The organism is Rhizobium etli CFN 42, assembly GCF_000092045.1.
GTDB classification, from domain to species: domain Bacteria; phylum Pseudomonadota; class Alphaproteobacteria; order Rhizobiales; family Rhizobiaceae; genus Rhizobium; species Rhizobium etli.
Genome location: NC_007762.1, coordinates 179,045 through 194,229 on the forward strand (window position 1 = coordinate 179,045; position 15,185 = coordinate 194,229).

Consider the following 15,185-nt stretch of genomic DNA (forward strand, 5'->3'; position numbering starts at 1 on the left):
AAATCCCCCGAACCGATGCCCCTAACTTGGGGTACCCACGTGAGGCGTGATGAGGTTCAGGTGTACTGCATGAGCTATTGCGGCCGACAGCGTGGGGCAACCGAGCTTATAGCGTGCTGATTTGAGGTAGCCGCGTGTTGTATGCTCGGATAGTCCCAGGATCTTGCCAATGTCCTTGCTATCTTTGCCGCGCGAGGCCCAATGAAGGCACTCGATTTCCCGTGATCCGAGCGCAGGTACGGGATCATTCTCACCGTGGAGTTCGAACACTGCTTTGCGATGCAGAAGAAATCCAAGCTCAAGCCACTCTGGCAAAAACTGGCGCTCGATCAACGTCCATTCTTCATCACTCTTCTGGGAGTTGATCGAGAGGAGCGAACGCCTCGATTTGTCGACAATCGGGACAGAGACTCCGTTGGTGCCGATCCCATGCAGCTCGGCATCGACCATGAACTCTTGCGCAGTCTCGGTAATATCGATCTCGCGCCAATCGAAAGGCAACTGTCGAGAAAAGCCCTCCCGAATGATTGGATCGACGTTTATGTAATCGTTGAGCAAATAGCGTGAAACCCAGCTATCGGGATAGGTCGTTCGTACAAACGGAGCGTCAACGTTATCGACGATTGTTCTCGCAAGATGAAACGTGACGAAATCAATGGGATAGTGCGATTGGAATTCATCCAAAGCGGCCGCCACTGTCGCCGCATTTTTCATCGCGCTGAAAGCGTCGGGATAGGTGGTCGAATGCTCATTTTCCTGCATGCTTCTTTCCGTAACAGTGATTATCGTTTGCGGGTTAGCGACCATAGAATCGCCGAGCTAGTCGCTAAATGCAACCCCTGAGAGCGGGAAAAGACCGACATGCTGCGGCCTCCGCTATCGACGCGAGTATCTTTTGGAGCATTTGCAATGATAAGAGAACTCATTACAGTTGCGACGGTCGATAAGCTTGCGGAAAAATAATATCCTGATCGACGAGCACATTGAATTTGTAGCCTGGTCGGATTTGGATCGTCGGCTGGACATTGAGGTTCTTCGAGATCGTCTGCTCGGCGACGCGACCGAAGCTTTCCGCGAAATTCCGCCTGGCCGCGTCGGACGCCGTGTCCTGCGTCGCAAGCGTTGAACTCTCCGGCATCGACATGTCGATCCCGGTTCCGATCAACGCGACGAGTGCTGCCGAACTCCAGGTGCGCCAGAGATGCCGATCGACCTTGTCCTTGAAGCCACCATATCCTTCGGCATCCGTGCCGGCCATGCCGCCGATCTGCAGCGTCGATCCATTCGGAAAGATGAGGTCGGTCCAGACCACGAGGACACGCTCCTGGCCGAACGAAACTTTGGAATCGTAACGGCCAAAGAGCTTTGCCCCCTGCGGGATGAGAAGCCGGTAACCGGTGGCGCTGTCATAGACGTTCTGACTGACCTGCGCGCTGATGCGCCCCGGCAGGTCGGAGTTGAGGCCGGTGATCAACGTGGCGGGAATGACGGAGCCGCGCTTTAGTTCGTAGGGCGACATTTGAGGCACGACCTGGTTCGGCAGATAGCCGAGATCCTTGATGTCCTGATTGAAAAAGTCCTCCTTGGAACCCTGGGCATTCTGGTCGACGTTCTGGCCCATGAGCCCGGATTTCATGGCGGCGGCGTAGAGGTCCGAGGCATTGTTGGCTGTCGCAGTCGTCGTCTGCCGGCTTGCGTCCGTGGAGTTGTTGGCGGCTTTCTCGACATCGGAGATATCCACCTTCAACGGCGAGTCCAGCGCCGTTGCCCGCGCCTGCAGCCGGGCCATCCTTTGGCGCTGAGCCTCGCGGAAATATTGCTCGTCCTGCTCCCGCTTCAGGCGCGCCTTCCATTCCTCTTCGGATTCAAGCCTCGGCCGCCGTTCTTCCCTCTCCGTCGGCCGGCGGTCTACAATGGGTGTTTCCTTCTCAGCCTTCTGTTCGACGGCGGGCGTTGGCTGAAACGCCTCACGTTCCACCGGCTCGCCGATGATGCCGTCCGTGACGCCGCGTTTGAGTTGGTCTCCGAAGTTCGTTGCGGGAGCATTCGAGGCGCTGTCGAGTTCGATGTTCCGATTGAAGGGGAGCCCGCGCCATGAAAGTCCGATCACCACCACGCCGACGAACAGCGCGATGATGACGATGGCGATGATGACCGGCAGCCGATTGAGACGGCGCATGCCTTTCTGATCGTCAGCCTGATTGGATGCGCCCAGCTGGAGCGATTGGACCATGTCCGCCTCCCCTCAATTCCGCTGGATGATTGAGAGCGGGCTTGCCGGCGTGGCGCCGGCTGCCGTTGTCGTGTAGGCCCGGCCGAGGACGATCGACTGCGTTGAAAGCTGTGCGAGCACCTGACCGTCGACGCCATCGAGCGAATAGGCGAGCTCGACCGGTTTCACGTCCTTTCCGACCTTGCCGTCCTTGACGACCGTGTAGCCCCATCCTTTCAGCGCCGCCTCCAGTGCCGTTGCGAAGTCCGAGGAGTCCTTTTGAATTTTAAGCGTCGTCGCACCTGCCGGACCGATCTGTTCGGCGAGCCGACTCGCCATGTCGCCGGCAATCGCACTTGCAGCGGGGCCAGTGACCGCGACGGGCGTGGAACTGGTCGTCAATCCGTCTTCGGCTGTCTGGCACCCTGAAAGCAGGGTGCCGGCGACGATGATGACGAGAAGCTTGCGCATGGTTCAGCCTCCCCGCCGGATGGTGATTTTTTGCTGACGCCAGCCGACGCCGGAGACGAGGATCGCTTTGTCGATCGCGTAGTCGACGATCATCATGTCGTTCTTCATCCTGTAGTTGACGATGCGGTTCTGACCGCCGCTGACGACGAAGAGCACCGGTGCATCCTGGCTCGAGACTGATTTCGAGAATTGAATGTATGTTTTCATACCATCCGAATAGACACGCTTCGGCTTCCAGGACGCGCTGCCGTTCACCGAGTAGGAGAAGTTCAGTTTGTCAGGTGCCGTCCCGGAGATGCCGCCGGTCTCGAGCCGGGAATTGATATCGGCGAGCTTGGTCGAGACGTCCTCCGGGTACTCGAAGCCGACGCGGGCCATATATTGGCTCGGATGAGACTTGAGTTGAATATGATAGGTGCGGCGCGATGTCGTGACCACCATCGAGGTGACGAGCCCCGGTTCCGATGGTTTGACGATCAGGTGGATCGCCTGCCCGCCGGTGGCGCCCGAGGTCGCCGGTTCCACCTTCCACCGCACGGTGTCTCCAACCAAGACATCGCGGACGATTTCGCCACCTTGCAATTCGATATCACAGACCTGCAGCGGCGAGCAGACGACCGACGGCTGCGTTTCGCCAAAGAGGAAGATGACCTTGCCATCGGGGCCGGTCGTCACCAGCCCTGACGTCCCACGCCACTTCCTGGAGATGTTCGTCCCCTTCACCTCGTTGTTCGTCATGCTCTGCGCCTCAGCGCCCCCGACAAAGACGAGCCCGGCCAGGCAGCCGGCGGCTGCGATCAATCCTGTTCTGTGCATTGAGAAATCCCCTGCCCTTAAAGCTGCGCTGTCCAATCGAAATCCCGGACGTAGAGACCGATCGGATTGAGGCGGATCGTCGCCTCATCCTGCGGCGCGGTGAGCGTAACCGTCGCGATCCCGCGGAATCTGCGTGTGCCGATTTCCTTGCCCTTCCGGTCCCGTTCGTATTCAGTCCAGTCGATCTGATAGGTCTGGTTCGACAGCGCCACGATGTTGTTGACCTCGATCGCCACCGTCGACGATTTCGCCTTCTCGAATGGGGAATTGCCGCGGAACCAGGCGTTGATCTTCTCGGTCGATGGATCAGATGTTCGAAGGAGTGCGTAGGTCCGGTCGATATATTTTTTCTGCACCACGGCATCGGGTGTGATCGAACGGAAGCTGGTGACGAAATTGCCGAGTGTGGCACGCACCACCCGGACATCCGCATATTCGATTTGTTCAGGGAAGCCCGCGGTCACCGCCGTGCCCAGTTTATCGACCCGGACGATATAGGGAACCAGCTTGACCTGAGTGCTGAGATACATCGAATAGCCAAAGCCTATGACGGCCATGGTCAGACCGAGAATGCCGACAATGCGCCATGCGGCGGCTGCCTGGACATAGGAGCCGTATCGCTCGCTCCATTCCTGGCGCGCAGCGAGATACGGGTTTTCGGGGGCGCGGTTCGCTGCCATCGATCGATCACTTTCTGATTGCTGTTAGTCTTTGCGTTCGGGAGGTGATTTTGGTCCGCTTTGCCCGCTGCGCGCCTGATCGAGCTTGGAATTGGCGAGCCCCAGGATAGACCCGGCATAGGCGCCGGGAGAGCCGATGGCCTTCTCCTTGGCAGCCGAGCCCGCTGCTTTTCCTGCCGAGCCGATCCCTGCGCCGAAACCTCGGAGCATCGCTCCTGCAACGGAGGACCCTGCGGCCCGCGCGCTTTGACCAGCCGCGAACCCTGCGCCCGTCGCGCCGGCCGCGAGGAAACCCGCGCCGGTCGCGAAGGATGCCGCCTGCCCACCGTGCCGGATTGCTTCCATGCCGCCCGAGACGGAGGCGCCCTGAACGACACCCTGAATGATGTTCGGCACATACATGGCGATGATGAAGACCACGACCGAGATCCCGGCGATGGCGAGCGTCGTCACGAACTGGTCCGAGGAGGCAGTTGGCGCGTTTGCCAGACCCATGAGGACTTCGGACCCGATCTTCGCGATCATGACTAACGCCATCAGCTTCATGCCGACGCCGAAGGCGTAGACGAGATAGCGGACAGCAAAGTCCTTGGTAAAGGAGGATCCCCCCAGCCCGAGCATGATCATGCCGGCAAGCAGACCGACATACATCTCGACCATGACCGACACGAAAATTGCTGCGACCAGCGAGAAGCAGATGACGACGACACCCATCGCCAGCACGGCCGCGATCGCCAAAGCATTGTCCTCGAACACGCCGAATTGTGCCTGCTGCGACATTTGCGAGGCAACCCGGATGCCTGCGTCGAACACTTCGGCGGGCGACGCGGATCCGCCGCCGGCGCCAATCTGGAAGAGGCTGTCGACGACCGCTCGGGCAAAAGTCGGCCCTTGCGTGAGAACAAAGGCGAAAAAGCCAATGAACATGATGCGCCGGACAAGCTCAGCAAACCAGCTGTCGAGGGAGGCCGCCTGGAGCGCCAGCCAGACCGCGGCAATGCCCACCTCGATAGTTGCCAGGATCCAGAACAGAGATTTCGCCGCATCCATGATGGTGGTCTCCCACCCTTTAGCGGCGGTGGAAACCTGATTTTCTAGTTCTGTCAGGACTTGTCCCTGTTGCGCGAAGGCAGGAGCTGCAAAGACGAGGCAAAGGAGGCCAGCGATCAGGAACGATTGTTCAAGGGTGCGTTTCACCATCTTGGGCGCATCTCCTGGCCGTCCTTGATCGGCGGCGGCTCCATGTTCGAGCCGAAGAACTTCTCCCTGACGGTGCGTTGTTCTTCGGCGAGCGCAGGCTTGTTGGATTCCTTGGAATTGACGATCAGCACGGTCGCCGCTGAGGAGAAAGCTGCCACAAGCGCGAGCACGGCAATGACAACGGCGCGGCTCACCAGCGGGGCTCCATCTTCTGACCTTCGGGAATGCTCTTGATCTCGGCATTGAAGAATTTCTCGCGCCGCGCCTGGGCAAGGTCTTTGTCGGTCTGTTCCGTCTGAAGCCAAGTCCCCATCATTGTCATCTGTTGGGAGACGAGACCGCGAAGCTTCTGCATTTGCGCGACTTGCTGAGCAGCAATCTCGTGGCCGACCTGCAAAGCCTTCATCTGCCCGTCGGCCGTCTCGGACATCGACCGCAGCGAGGACATCGTGCCTTCCTCGCTATCGAACTGGTCCGCCGTCAGACTCGCCGCCTTCAGTGTGCTGGCGATCGTGTCCCGGTTCGTATCGGACCAAGTTTGGTAGCTCGACGAAAAACTTGTCGCGTCCGGCAAATTGGTCTTGAGACTCGAGTAGCTTTGGAAGCGCTGCTGCAGCACGTCATCCGCATTGCCCATCGAAAACGAGATGCTTTGACCCTGATCGACGATGCTGCGCAACTGATTGAGGTCGCTTTCGACCTGCCCCCACATATGCGACGGGAGAGTTGCCGTGTTCTGAAGCAGATTTTGATAGATGTTCAGCTGCGTTTCGATCTGTTGGGCGAGTTGGCTGATCTGGGTGAGCTGGTTCTGGATCTGCTCACCGGACTTCCCGACCAAAGCGACCAGCTCGCCGTTGTTGAGGACCTGCGTCCACTCGGTGGCGGCACCAGTTGCGGTGCCGGCATCTGCGGGATTTGCGGCGGCGATCGTCAATGCGACCGCCGCAAGGCCGGCGAACAGCCTATTCGAAGTTGAGCAGCGATGCGGCATCGTGAACTCCTCTCGTTTGAAGCCAGTGGATCGGCCAGTCGCGGCCGTGTTCGGAATTGAGCGCGCGGATGCGCTTCAAGTCTTCCTTGCCCGATGCGCCGACGAAGCTGAGCGCCACGGGACCGAGCGCCATATCGAATAGGCGCCGGCCATCAAGGGTGACCACGTAATATTCGCGCTTGGGGATTGCGTTCGAAACGATCTCGATCTGTCGCTCATTGAACCCGATCCTCTCATAGAACTCGCGGGTCCCCGCCTCCCTGGCTGCGCCGTTGGGCAGGCAGATTTTCGTTGGGCAGGATTCCTTCAGCACGTCGATGATCCCGGAACGCTCGGCATCCGAAATCGACTGCGTGGCGAGCACAACGGCGCAGTTGGCCTTGCGTAGCACTTTAAGCCATTCGCGGATCTTGCTACGGAATACCGGATGGCCGAGCATCAACCAGGCCTCGTCCAGGACGATCAGGCTCGGTGAGCCGTCGAGACGCTTCTCGATACGTCGGAACAGATAGGTGAGCACGGGCACGAGATTGCGCTCGCCCATGTTCATCAGTTGCTCGATTTCGAAAGTCTGGAAGGCACCCAGCGAGAGACCATCCTGTTCCGCATCGAGAAGCTGGCCCATCGGTCCGTCGACCGTGTAGTGGTGGAGCGCGTCCTTGATCTCGCGCATCTGCACGCCGCTGACGAAGTCCGAAAGCGATCGACCGGCTGCGCTGGCCATCAACCCAATCTGGCGCGAAATGGCGTTGCGATGATCAGGGGTGATGGCAACACCCTGCAGCGTCACCAGCATTTCGATCCATCCCGTGGCCCATGCGCGATCTGCATCATTGGAGAGCTCCGATAGCGGACAAAAGGCCAGTGCCCTCTCCGTTTCGTTGTGATCTCCACCAATCTCATAGTGATCGCCACCGGCGGCGAGCGTCAGCGGTAGCAGCGAGCTCCCCTTGTCGAAGGCGAAGATCTGGGCCCGTTCATACCGGCGGAACTGTGCGGCAATCAGTGCCAGCAGCGTCGACTTCCCCGAACCGGTCGGCCCGAAAATCAGCGTGTGGCCGACATCGTCGACATGCAGGTTCAGCCGGAACGGCGTCGACCCACTCGCCACCTGCATCAACGGCGGCGAGTTCGGCGGATAGAATGGGCACGGCGCGATCGGATTGCCTGACCAGACAGAGTTAAGCGGAACCAGATCGGCGAGATTGCTCGTGTTGATCAGCGGTTCGCGGATATTGCAGTACCAGTTGCCGGGCAGGCTGCCGAGAAAGGCGTCGGTGGCGTTGAGCGTCTCGATCCGCGCGCCGAATCCCTCCGCCTGGATCAGCCGGCGGATTGCTTCTGCTTTTTCCTGCAGGGCCTCCCGGTCGTGATCAAAGAGAACGATCACCGGCGTATAGTAGCCATAGGCCACCAGCTGCGAGGAGGCTTGGGCGATGGCGTCTTCCGTCTCGGCCACCATGGTCATCGCGTCCTGGTCTACCGACCGGCTCTGCGTCTGGAAGAGCTGATCGAAGAACGGCCGCACCTTCTGCTGCCACTTCTTACGGGTGCGTTCGAGTTTTTGCCGCGCCTCTTCCGCATCGAGGAAGATGAAGCGCGATGACCAGCGATAAGTGAGCGGCATCAGATCCAGGCTGTTGAGAATTCCCGGCCAGCTCTCGGCCGGCAGTCCGTCGATCGCCACGACGCCGAGGAAACGGTTTTCGACCTTCGGCGTCAGGCCATGCTCGAGCTCGGCAGTTGCAAGCCAATCGAGATACATCGGGGCATCCGGCAGCCGGATCGGATGGTTCTCGCCTGTGACGCAAAAGCGAACGAATTGTAGCAGCTCGTCATAGCGGGCGACCCGCTCCCCTCCCCTCTCGACGGTTTCCCGGGTTTCCATGCGACGGATTGAAAGGGTGTTGGCGAAATACTGCTCGATCTCCCGGACAGCGTTCTTGAAAATGAACAGCACCGTATCCGCATAGGTCTTCTTTCGGCTTTCCTCGTCCGAGTAGATGTATTTGCTGAGCGCCGTCTTTTTTGATTCAAGCGGCCGATAGGTGAGGACGAGCGCGTGCTTGCTCTCGAAATGCCCCTGCTCGCGCGCGAAGTGTGCCCGCCGCTCGGCGTCGATCGCGCGCGTGACGGGATCGGGAAAGTGGCAACGATCATCCGACGGATAGTCGAATGTCGGGATGCGCACGGCTTCAACCTGGATCATCCAGCCGCTTCCAAGACGCGACAGGATCGTATTGATCTGCCGCGAGAGCTCGTTGCGCTCGAGGTCCGTGGCGCTTTCGGAATCCGGCCCGGCAAAATACCAGCCGGCAATCAGGCTTCCGTCTTTCAACAGGAGCACGCCATTGTCGACCAGGCCGGCATAGGGAACGAGATCCGCAAAGGAGGGGCCGGTGGCCCGGAAACGTTTGAGAGCAACCATGCCTGCCCCTCAATACCGGCGCCACGGCGAGGAGGTCGCCTTGTAGTAATGCTTGTAGGAGATATGGCGGACATAAACCTGTCGCATCAGCGGATCGGCCTTGGCCATCATCCTCAAAAGCCCGACGATGACGATCCAGACGGCAACGCCGAAGAGCGCGGAATAGACCGTGAGGACGACGAAGATCAGAATGACTGCGGCAAGGCCGGTGATCAGCACCAGTTCCCGGTCCGCGCCCATCAGGAGGTTCGGCCGCGACAGCGCACGGTGGATGCGGTTGCGTTGCAGCCCGGACAGGGACTCAGCCATGAGCCCCCTCCCCTGTTTCGCTTTGACCGATTGAGGTGGTTTGCTCGTCTGGAGTTCCGATGGAAGCTCCCGTCGCGCCGAATAGGCCGACGATGTTGGTGGCCCCAAGTAGGATGCCGGCGACGAGCACGATGTACATGAGCCGCCGCGCGAAATCGTTCAGCTCGCCGCCAAAGATCAGCATACCGCCGGCGATTGCGACCGCTGCAAGGGCAATGGCACCCGCGACCGGACCGGTGATCGACTCCTGGATCTGCTGCAGCGGTCCTTCCCAGGGAAGACTGCCGCCGGAACTGGCGAGCGCCGGCGCGACCGAGGCAAGGACGATGGGTGCCGCGAGGAGTACCGCGGCTACGACTGCGTTCCTACGCGACATGGCGCGCCTCCTGTTCTTCTGTAAGCTGGTCGGATTCGATCTCGTATTGGCCGCCTGCGAAGCGCTCGACCTGGATGACGTCGCGAACACGCCGCCCGCGCGGCGTCCGTTCAATCGAGACGATGAGATCGACCGCTTCACCGATCACTTCGTGCATCGGCTGTTGGCTGGCTTCGGCGGTCAGTTGCTCAAGGCGGCGAAGCGCCGACATTGCAGTGTTGGAATGGATGGTTGCCACGCCTCCTGGATGACCGGTGTTCCATGCCTTCAGCAACGTGAGCGCAGCCCCGTCGCGGACCTCGCCGACCACGATCCGATCCGGACGCAGGCGCATGGTGCTCTTCAACAGTCGCGCCATGTCGACTGTATCGCTGGTGTGGAGAAGCACGGCGTTGTCGGCGGCGCATTGAATCTCGGCGGTGTCCTCCAGAATGACCAGACGGTCTTCAGGGGCCGACTTGACGATTTCAGCGATAACGGCGTTGGCGAGCGTCGTCTTGCCTGATCCTGTGCCCCCGGAGATGATGATATTGAGCCGCGACGAAATCGCGCTGCGGATGGTCGAAGCCTGGTGTTCGGTCATCATGGCAGACCGCACATAATCGTCGAGCGGGATCAGGCGCAAGGCACGCCGCCTGATGGTGAAGGCCGGTTTGGCGACGACCGGAGGCAACAATCCTTCGAAGCGATGACCTCCGATCGGCAATTCCCCTGAGATGATCGGCTGCTCGGTGTCGACCTCCGACTGGAGTGCATGTGCCACGGTTCCGATCACCATTTCCGCAGCCGCTGAAGACATTTCGCCGGCTGGCGCCACGCCATGCCCCAGCCGTTCAATGAATAGCTTGCCATCGGGATTGAGCATGATTTCAACGACGGTTGAGTCGTCCAACGCGACGCAAAGCTGATCGCCGAGAGCCTCCTGAAGTTTTCGGACAAGTCGGGGATGGGAGCGAAGCTGGTTCACGGCTGTCTCCTTACGCTGCTTTACTGACGGAGCTGAGTTCGGATCGATAGTCGGAGGGTCGCAGACGTAGGAACATGCTGGCATTCACGGGCAGGATGCCAGCGACGGCCATCGTCACGCCGATCTTCTTGGGCTCGCCCAATCGCTGCAGCGGCCAACCGACGCGGGCGAGAATCCGCTCGAAGCGGAGATCGGTCACGGTGACGATGTCGGTGTAGCCATTCGACATGCACCATTCGATGATGCCTGCGAACATGGTCAGCGTCGCTTCATGCACTGAGCCGACTCCCCTGCCCTCTCCGAGGGAAGTGTCAATGCAGAAACGCGAACTCTCGATCATCGCGGCATGAGCATTGAGTTGGCCCTCGGGGAGCAGCGCCGGGAAAACGTCGGTCACCATAGTGGGGCCGAGTGCGGGAAGAAGCCTCGCGCACCCCGCCAGTTGGCCAGTCCCTGCGATGGCAAGAACGTAGGTCGGCCGAAGCGCGTCAAAATTATCCGACTCGCATCCCGCCGTAACGTCGACTTCCCAACCCAATCGAGCGGAGAAGACACGTGCGCGAAGCTGGTGGTGACTATGGAGGAGATGTGCCTCTTCGATCGTTCGAGGCGTTGAGAACGCGACAACTTGCATGAATTTCTCCGTCGTTTGTGGTCGGCGGGGAAATGAGCACGATTTAGAATTGGGATGCAGTTGTAGAATCCTACAAGCTCACGACGAGTGAGTCGCGCCGCGAAAGCCTCCAGGTTGGCGAACGCGGCTACTTTTGCGCCCAAAACGATGAGGCGGACTTGCAGGATTCACAGTAAAACGGATAGTGAACGCGCCGGAATAGAATGCTTGCTAACCGGCGAATATTCAAGGACAAATAGGCTTGGCCTTGAGTTTTCGCCTTCGTTGCGTTAACCGGCTGTTAACCATTAAGTCCTTGCCAACGAATGGCTTTTGCGTATCGTCACGGTAAATCTGCCGTTCTGGCAAAAAAACCGTGATGAGAGATTCTAACGTGAGCGTGGCGACAAACCCGAACCGCAAGGCTTTGCCCAGCGTCGATGAAACCATTGGTGAGCAGGCCGATTTGCTGAGCTCGCAGCTTCAGTCGATGAGCGAAGCACTCTTTCCGCCCTCCTCTCAGAAGATCCTGCGAAAGTTCACCTCCGGCGAAGCCGCCCGGTTGATGGGTGTGTCTGATTCCACGCTAAGAAAGATGACGCTGGCGGGCGAAGGCCCGCAGCCTGAAACGACCAGCAACGGTCGGCGGCTCTATACCTTGTCCGACATCAATCAAATCCGACGACTGCTGGCACAATCGACCCGCGGCCGCGAAAGCATCGAGTTCGTTCCTCATCGCCGTCCCGGCGAGCATCTTCAGGTCCTCGCCGTAACGAATTTCAAAGGCGGGTCAGGCAAGACGACCACCTCTGCTCATCTTGCACAGTACCTCGCGCTGCAGGGTTATCGCGTTCTTGCGGTAGATCTCGATCCCCAAGCGAGCTTGTCCGCCCTGCTCGGCGTTCTCCCTGAACTCGACGTTGCGTCCAACCAGACCCTCTATGCTGCAATCCGATATGATAGCGAGCGCCGCAATCTCTCGGAGGTTATCCGTTCGACATATTTTGACGGCCTCGATCTCGTGCCGGGCAACCTGGAGCTCATGGAGTTCGAGCATACCACACCCAAGGCGCTGAGCGCTGGCGCTGTCGGTGAAACTCTTTTCTTTGCGCGCGTCGCAGCAGCAATCGATGAAGTCGCCGATAATTACGACGTCGTCGTGATCGATTGCCCGCCGCAGCTCGGCTTTCTTACCTTGAGCGGATTATGCGCTGCGACCGCGATGATTGTAACCGTGCACCCGCAGATGCTTGATATCTCGTCGATGAGCCAATTTCTGTTGATGACCCGCGACCTCCTTGGTGTCGTTCGCGATGCCGGCGGCGACCTCAAGTACGATTTCATTCGCTATCTTCTAACGCGATTCGAGCCGCAGGACGCCCCGCAAACGAAAGTAGCTGCCCTCCTCCGTAACCTATTTGACGATCACGTCCTGACGAACCCGATGGTCAAATCCGCAGCCGTATCAGATGCCGGACTCACGAAGCAAACGCTCTATGAGATCGGACGCGAGAACCTGACCCGATCCACCTATGACCGGGCCATGGAAGCGCTCGACGCGGTAAATTCCGAGGTCGAAACCCTTATCAAGCAGGCATGGGGTCGAGCGTGACGGACCTTCACCAAATCGCAAAACGCCGGCAGGCTCGCCAGTTGTTGGGAGCTCCCAACAGTGCCGAAGTTTCGAGCGCAAAGACAGCAGGAGAGGTAATGTGAGCAGGAAGGATTCAATCGACTCCCTCTTCCTGAAGAAGCCCGTTGCGACGGCTTCATCAGCCTCAAAGTCATCCGACCGTGTGCGCACCGGCGCAATCTCGGCCATGGGCTCGTCCCTGCATGAGATGGCTGAGAATGCGAAACAGGCGAGCAAGCTACAGCAGCAGCTCGCCGAAGGTGAGGCAGTCATCTCCATCGAAACGGCTTCTATCGACACGTCGAAAATCGTCGACCGAATTCCGATCGATGTAGACCCCGCGTTCGACGCTCTGGTCGAAAGTATCGCCGAACACGGACAGCAAGTGCCGATCCTCGTGCGACCGAACCCGCAAGCCTCGGGGCGATTCCAGATCGCTTACGGTCGTCGGCGCGTAAAGGCGGCCGAGAAACTCGGCCGCCCGGTTCGTGCGATCGTCCGCAACCTCTCGGATAGCCAGCTCTATATCGCCCAGGGCCGCGAAAACCTCGATCGTAAAGACCTATCTTTCATCGAAAAAGCGTTCTTTGCAAAGAACCTTGAAGACGACGGATGTGATCGTCCGACGATCATTGCGGCGCTTGTCTCGGACAAAGCGGACGTGAGCCGCTATGTGGCTGTCGCCCGACAGGTACCGGAGGAGTTGGTCAAATTGATTGGCCCAGCGCCGAAAGCCGGACGCGCGCGTTGGATGACCCTTGTCGAACACCTCTCCTCCCCAGCTAAACTTGCGACTGCGCATGAACTGGTAGCTGGTTTCGCGGAGAACAGACTTCAAAGCGACGCGCGGTTAGACGCACTGTTGCGTGCCCTTAGCGAGCCGAGCAAGAAATCGCGCGCCAATAGGACGGACGTTTGGAAGACCCCTCTTGGGAAACGGGCTGCCCGCGTCGAGGCGCGTGAAGGAAAGACGTCAATTACTTTCGAAGAGAAAGTCGTCCCAGCGTTTGGACAGTTTGTTTCGGCAAAGCTGGACCAGCTTTACAAGGAATTTCAGGAACTCAACGGTGATGGAGATGAGCGATGAACTAAGCCTGTGATAGGTGGCTAGACCGCACTCACACGGCAAAGAAAAAGGCCCCCGAAACAGATCCCGGAAGCCCTTCTCAATTAGTTCGCACCTAAGAGAATCGCATTTCCCGGAATCCACGTCAAGAGTCTTTGGCATCGTTTTGGTGGGCGTTTTTCTGTTGCCTTTAGAAAGGTAGAGGAAAATGCAGACTGAACATATAGCGACGCCCTTTGGGCGGCGGCCGATGACGCTTGCCTTGGTGAAGACCCAATTCGAGTCCGCAGGCATCAAAAAGGGCAAATCGGCCGATAAGTGGAAGATCTACCGTGACGCCTGTGACGCGCGTTCCCTTCTCGGGCTGCGCGATCGGGCGCTCGCAGTACTCAATGCACTTCTGTCGTTCTATCCTGAAACCGATCTGATCGAGAGCGCCAACCTCATCGTGTTTCCATCGAACGCGCAGCTATCTGCCCGTGCCAACGGCATCGCCGGCACGACGCTTCGGGAGAATCTGGCGCTTCTCGTCCAGGCTGGTTTGATCCATCGGAACGATAGTCCGAACGGCAAGCGCTATGCCCGAAAGGGTCGAGACGGGTCTATTGAAACCGCTTACGGCTTCAACCTAGCGCCGCTGCTCGCTCGATCCGAAGAACTGGCGCTCATGGCTCATCAAGTTGCTGAAGAAAACCGACGCTTGAAGGTGATCAAGGAGAAGATCACCATCGCGCGCCGGGATATACGAAAGCTCATTTCCGCCGCGATCGAGGAGGGCGCTTCGGGCGACTGGCAGAGCATTGAGGACGGTTTTGTTGCTATGATTAGCAGTCTTCGAACCGCGAAGACGCCCACAGCCCTTGGGGAGATCCTCGAAGAACTGACACTGTTGCGAGAAGGCATTGTCAACTTGTTGGAAGATCAGCTTATTTCGCAAGAATCCGACGCCAATGCTGACGAAATCCGTCAGCACATACAGAATTCAAATACTGACTCCATTAATGAACTTGAACCTAGCTCTGGAAACGAGCTGGGCGGGAAGCCGAGCCAAGGGCCGAAGCTTCATGCAGAGCCGATAAGGACATTTCCACTTGGTATGGTCGCTCGGGCGTGCCCGCAGATATCGGATTACGCCCCCGGCGGGCGAATTGAGCATTGGCGCGATTTAATGGCCGCCGCTGTCGTGGTTCGTTCCATGCTTGGAGTTTCGCCGTCGGCATATCAGGACGCTTGCGAGCTCATGGGGCCGGAAAATGCCGCCGTCGCAATAGCGTGCATTCTGGAACGAGCCGGACATATAAACTCGGCCGGTGGATATCTACGCGATCTGACCGCGCGAACGCGAAGGGGCGAGTTTAGCCTTGGCCCGATGTTGATGGCCCTTATGCGGTCCGGCGGCAGAAATCTGAGGTCGGCGTAG

At 58.9% G+C, this 15,185-nt stretch carries 16 protein-coding genes; 3 read left to right on the forward strand and 13 right to left on the reverse strand.

Translation table 11 applies throughout. The features are described 5' to 3' along the window. Positions 1-21: 21 nt before the first annotated feature. The 13 genes from RHE_RS21915 to traI form a co-directional block, all read right to left on the reverse strand. Positions 22-762, reverse strand: a complete 741-nt coding sequence (locus RHE_RS21915) for a LuxR family transcriptional regulator (protein ID WP_032490539.1) — start codon at positions 760-762, stop codon at positions 22-24. Between the two features lie 163 nt (positions 763-925). Continuing rightward, complete coding sequence (gene trbI, locus RHE_RS21920; protein WP_011427453.1) at positions 926-2,233, reverse strand: IncP-type conjugal transfer protein TrbI; 1,308 nt, start codon at positions 2,231-2,233, stop codon at positions 926-928. Between the two features lie 12 nt (positions 2,234-2,245). Next, the gene (gene trbH / locus RHE_RS21925) at positions 2,246-2,683 is read right to left on the reverse strand and encodes a conjugal transfer protein TrbH (RefSeq protein WP_011427454.1); all 438 of its coding nucleotides are present in this window, start codon (positions 2,681-2,683) and stop codon (positions 2,246-2,248) included. 3 nt (positions 2,684-2,686) lie between these two features. Beyond that, a complete protein-coding gene (trbG, locus tag RHE_RS21930) occupies positions 2,687-3,499 on the reverse strand; it encodes a P-type conjugative transfer protein TrbG (RefSeq protein ID WP_011427455.1) in 813 nt (270 codons plus the stop codon). Positions 3,500-3,516: 17 nt separating this feature from the next. After that, positions 3,517-4,179 carry a conjugal transfer protein TrbF gene (locus RHE_RS21935; RefSeq protein ID WP_011427456.1) on the reverse strand — a complete coding sequence of 221 codons (663 nt, stop codon included), beginning with the start codon at positions 4,177-4,179 and terminating at the stop codon, positions 3,517-3,519. A gap of 24 nt (positions 4,180-4,203) precedes the next feature. Further along, positions 4,204-5,379, reverse strand: a complete 1,176-nt coding sequence (trbL, locus tag RHE_RS21940; RefSeq protein WP_032490540.1) for a P-type conjugative transfer protein TrbL — start codon at positions 5,377-5,379, stop codon at positions 4,204-4,206. Beyond that, entirely contained in the window at positions 5,373-5,573 is a 201-nt protein-coding gene (gene trbK, locus RHE_RS21945) for an entry exclusion protein TrbK (protein ID WP_032490541.1), read from the reverse strand. The genes trbL and trbK overlap by 7 nt, the downstream gene beginning before the upstream one ends. Then, on the reverse strand, positions 5,570-6,373 hold the full coding sequence (gene trbJ, locus RHE_RS21950; protein ID WP_011427458.1) for a P-type conjugative transfer protein TrbJ: 804 nt from the start codon (positions 6,371-6,373) through the stop codon (positions 5,570-5,572). Before trbJ ends, trbK begins: the two co-directional genes overlap by 4 nt. Continuing rightward, positions 6,345-8,801: a conjugal transfer protein TrbE gene (locus RHE_RS21955; RefSeq protein ID WP_011427459.1), complete on the reverse strand. Its 2,457-nt coding sequence runs from the start codon at positions 8,799-8,801 to the stop codon at positions 6,345-6,347. The genes trbJ and RHE_RS21955 overlap by 29 nt, the downstream gene beginning before the upstream one ends. Positions 8,802-8,810: 9 nt before the next feature. Further along, the gene (locus tag RHE_RS21960; protein WP_011427460.1) at positions 8,811-9,110 is read right to left on the reverse strand and encodes a conjugal transfer protein TrbD; all 300 of its coding nucleotides are present in this window, start codon (positions 9,108-9,110) and stop codon (positions 8,811-8,813) included. Next, positions 9,103-9,486: a TrbC/VirB2 family protein gene (locus RHE_RS21965; RefSeq protein WP_011427461.1), complete on the reverse strand. Its 384-nt coding sequence runs from the start codon at positions 9,484-9,486 to the stop codon at positions 9,103-9,105. Before RHE_RS21965 ends, RHE_RS21960 begins: the two co-directional genes overlap by 8 nt. Next, positions 9,476-10,453, reverse strand: a complete 978-nt coding sequence (gene trbB / locus RHE_RS21970; RefSeq protein ID WP_011427462.1) for a P-type conjugative transfer ATPase TrbB — start codon at positions 10,451-10,453, stop codon at positions 9,476-9,478. Before trbB ends, RHE_RS21965 begins: the two co-directional genes overlap by 11 nt. 10 nt (positions 10,454-10,463) lie before the next feature. Further along, positions 10,464-11,087 (reverse strand): acyl-homoserine-lactone synthase, encoded by a 624-nt coding sequence (gene traI / locus RHE_RS21975; protein ID WP_011427463.1) that lies wholly within the window; start codon positions 11,085-11,087, stop codon positions 10,464-10,466. A 358-nt stretch (positions 11,088-11,445) separates the two neighbouring features. Between traI and repA the strand changes: the two genes are divergently transcribed. The 3 genes from repA to repC all read left to right on the forward strand — a co-directional run bounded on the left by repA (position 11,446) and on the right by repC (position 15,185). After that, a complete protein-coding gene (gene repA, locus RHE_RS21980) occupies positions 11,446-12,678 on the forward strand; it encodes a plasmid partitioning protein RepA (RefSeq protein ID WP_032490543.1) in 1,233 nt (410 codons plus the stop codon). Between the two features lie 100 nt (positions 12,679-12,778). After that, positions 12,779-13,786: a plasmid partitioning protein RepB gene (gene repB, locus RHE_RS21985; RefSeq protein WP_011427465.1), complete on the forward strand. Its 1,008-nt coding sequence runs from the start codon at positions 12,779-12,781 to the stop codon at positions 13,784-13,786. Between the two features lie 187 nt (positions 13,787-13,973). After that, entirely contained in the window at positions 13,974-15,185 is a 1,212-nt protein-coding gene (gene repC / locus RHE_RS21990; protein WP_011427466.1) for a plasmid replication protein RepC, read from the forward strand.

Coding starts and splice junctions, on each gene's coding strand:
- RHE_RS21915 (WP_032490539.1), bottom strand. CDS start 762: ATGCAGGAAAATGAGCATTCGACCACCTATCCCGACGCTTTCAGCGCG.
- trbI (WP_011427453.1), bottom strand. CDS start 2,233: ATGGTCCAATCGCTCCAGCTGGGCGCATCCAATCAGGCTGACGATCAG.
- trbH (WP_011427454.1), bottom strand. CDS start 2,683: ATGCGCAAGCTTCTCGTCATCATCGTCGCCGGCACCCTGCTTTCAGGG.
- trbG (WP_011427455.1), bottom strand. CDS start 3,499: ATGCACAGAACAGGATTGATCGCAGCCGCCGGCTGCCTGGCCGGGCTC.
- RHE_RS21935 (WP_011427456.1), bottom strand. CDS start 4,179: ATGGCAGCGAACCGCGCCCCCGAAAACCCGTATCTCGCTGCGCGCCAG.
- trbL (WP_032490540.1), bottom strand. CDS start 5,379: ATGGTGAAACGCACCCTTGAACAATCGTTCCTGATCGCTGGCCTCCTT.
- trbJ (WP_011427458.1), bottom strand. CDS start 6,373: ATGCCGCATCGCTGCTCAACTTCGAATAGGCTGTTCGCCGGCCTTGCG.
- RHE_RS21955 (WP_011427459.1), bottom strand. CDS start 8,801: ATGGTTGCTCTCAAACGTTTCCGGGCCACCGGCCCCTCCTTTGCGGAT.
- RHE_RS21960 (WP_011427460.1), bottom strand. CDS start 9,110: ATGGCTGAGTCCCTGTCCGGGCTGCAACGCAACCGCATCCACCGTGCG.
- RHE_RS21965 (WP_011427461.1), bottom strand. CDS start 9,486: ATGTCGCGTAGGAACGCAGTCGTAGCCGCGGTACTCCTCGCGGCACCC.
- traI (WP_011427463.1), bottom strand. CDS start 11,087: ATGCAAGTTGTCGCGTTCTCAACGCCTCGAACGATCGAAGAGGCACAT.
- repA (WP_032490543.1), top strand. CDS start 11,446: ATGAGAGATTCTAACGTGAGCGTGGCGACAAACCCGAACCGCAAGGCT.
- repC (WP_011427466.1), top strand. CDS start 13,974: ATGCAGACTGAACATATAGCGACGCCCTTTGGGCGGCGGCCGATGACG.